Annotated in this window: 2 protein-coding genes and 1 pseudogene; 2 read left to right on the top strand and 1 reads right to left on the bottom strand. The window is 61.8% G+C overall.

All coding sequences use genetic code 11. From position 1 onward, the window contains the following. Positions 1–542 (top strand): SDR family NAD(P)-dependent oxidoreductase (locus EN884_RS34250; RefSeq protein ID WP_128361053.1); only part of this gene is annotated, 542 nt, incomplete at its 5' end. Positions 543–545: 3 nt separating this feature from the next. Here EN884_RS34250 and EN884_RS34245 read toward each other — a convergent pair. After that, positions 546–971, bottom strand: a complete 426-nt coding sequence (locus tag EN884_RS34245; protein WP_013530978.1) for a low affinity iron permease family protein — start codon at positions 969–971, stop codon at positions 546–548. A 262-nt stretch (positions 972–1,233) separates the two neighbouring features. On the opposite strand from EN884_RS34245, the pseudogene EN884_RS34240 reads away from it, so the two are divergent. Further along, positions 1,234–2,065: pseudogene (locus EN884_RS34240) on the top strand (hypothetical protein); the annotation flags it as partial.

The raw sequence follows: 2,065 nt of genomic DNA, 5'->3' as shown, positions 1-2,065 counted from the left end.
ACCCCGGAAAGCCGTGGGAAAACCGCGATGCCTGGAAACGGCTGCTGGACATCAATTTCTGGGGCGTTGTGCATGGCGTGGAGGCCTTCGCGCCGCGCATGCTGGCCTCGGCCAGGCCGGGTCTGATCGTCAACACCGGCTCCAAGCAAGGCATCACCACGCCGCCCGGCAATCTTGCCTACAATGTCTCCAAGGCAGGAGTGAAAACCTTCACGGAAGGCCTGGCGCACGCGTTGCGCAACGAACCCGGCGCCCATGTCGCTGCCCATCTGCTGATCCCCGGCTTCACCTTTACCGGTCTGACCGAGGGTGCGACGGAAAAACCGGCCGGCGCCTGGACCGGCGAACAGGTTGTGGATTTCATGCTGGAATCCCTGACCAGGGGAGATTTCTACATCCTGTGCCCGGACAATGAGGCGGCCCGGCCGCTGGATGAAAAGCGCATGGCCTGGGCGATCGGCGACATCATCGAGAACCGCCCCGCTTTGTCGCGCTGGCATCCGGACCACAAAGGCAGTTTCGCAGCCTTCATGAAAGGCTGATCTTCAGGCCGCTTGCTTTTTCGACCCGCGCTTCTGTGCCACGGCCTTCTTCGCCGCGATGTCGGCGATCTGTTCGTCATGCCGCTTTGCCGCACGCTCGCATTTGGCGCGGATTTCCTCGACTTCGGATTCGGTCAGATGCTCGATGCCGATGAAGTGGTTGTGGCCCTTGCCGACCCGGATCAGTTCGTCGAGCTTGGCCTGGATCGCCGCGCCGTCGCGGTTCTGAGTGTTCTGGATCAGGAAGACCATCAGGAAGGTGATGATGGTCGTGCCCGTGTTGATGACAAGTTGCCAAGTGTCCGAAAAGCCGAAGAACGGACCGCTCACCCCCCAGGCGATGATGATGAGGCAACAGACGGCGAATGTCGGCGGCAGGCCGGCTATGCGGGCGACCCAGTTGGCAACCTTGGTGAAATGCTTTTCCATCTATCGAAATCCTCGACGCTGCGGCGCGATGAGAAACAATCAGCGACCGCTTCAGGTTCCCGATGCGAACAAATACCTCAGGTACAATTGCCTGCACGCATAGGGAGAATAGTCTGGAAAACACACCTTATGGGTTCAATGCCACAGTACTCCCGCAGGCAAGAGTGCCTGTTCCTTCCGCTTCACAGCGGTTTACCTCCAGCCCCTTCCGCTGCGCCACCCCCGCATGGCGGAAGGGGTTTCAGTCCGGAGAGCGCGGAGCATGGTTTCCCGAAAGCGCCGACCGGCAGAAGGACAGACGGTCGCTCCACTTTCCCGCAGATTGCTTGGCAGCGCCGGCCTAGGCCTGCTGATGGCCTGCGCGGCCGTGACCGCCAGGGCAGAACCATCAACAGCACCGGCTGCCGAAATAGCGACCGATCCGACAATCACCGGCAGTCTCGAAAGGCATTGGACCAACAACGCGCTGGACAGCGACCATGCGGTCAAGGACTGGTACACACTGTTGCGCGGTTCGCTGCAGCAGCAATGGGGCGACAACGACGCCAACGCGAAATTCAGCGCGGACTTCCAGGTAACGCATTACGACAAGACGTCGATCGAGGACGACCGCGGATTGTCGCTGTCGGCCGAGGCCTTCCGCCGGCTCGGCCCGGGCCTCGAACTGAGGGGATCGCTGAGCTATCGCGTCTCCAGCACCGGCGACAATCTGGATATCGGCCCGCTGACGCTGGGTACGCGCGAGTTCAAGCAGGTCTTCGGCGCCCAGACACAACTCGGCATCGACCTCGGCAACGCCACATCGCTGATCCTCGAGGCCGCCGACAGCTACGAAAAGCTCGGCGCGACGCATTTCCAGGAAGATCTCATCTTGCCGGCGAAGCTGCATGCCGACCGCAATCTCTTCCAGTTGGCGGCTCGGGTCACCCGGACAGTTGGCCAGCTTGCCTTCGGCGCGTCCGCGTCTGCGCTCTTCGCCAGCGTCGAGGAAATCGGTTACCCGCCGCTGTTCCTGTCGTTCAACGCCTATACGCTGCGCGCCGAGCTTTTCGTAGCTGTCGGCGGCCTCGAGGATCAGCGATGTGGCGTTGCCG

Origin of the sequence: Mesorhizobium sp. M7A.F.Ca.AU.001.01.1.1, assembly GCF_004022735.1 — a bacterium.
GTDB lineage: Bacteria > Pseudomonadota > Alphaproteobacteria > Rhizobiales > Rhizobiaceae > Mesorhizobium > Mesorhizobium ciceri.
This window is presented reverse-complemented; position numbering and strand designations above follow the sequence as displayed.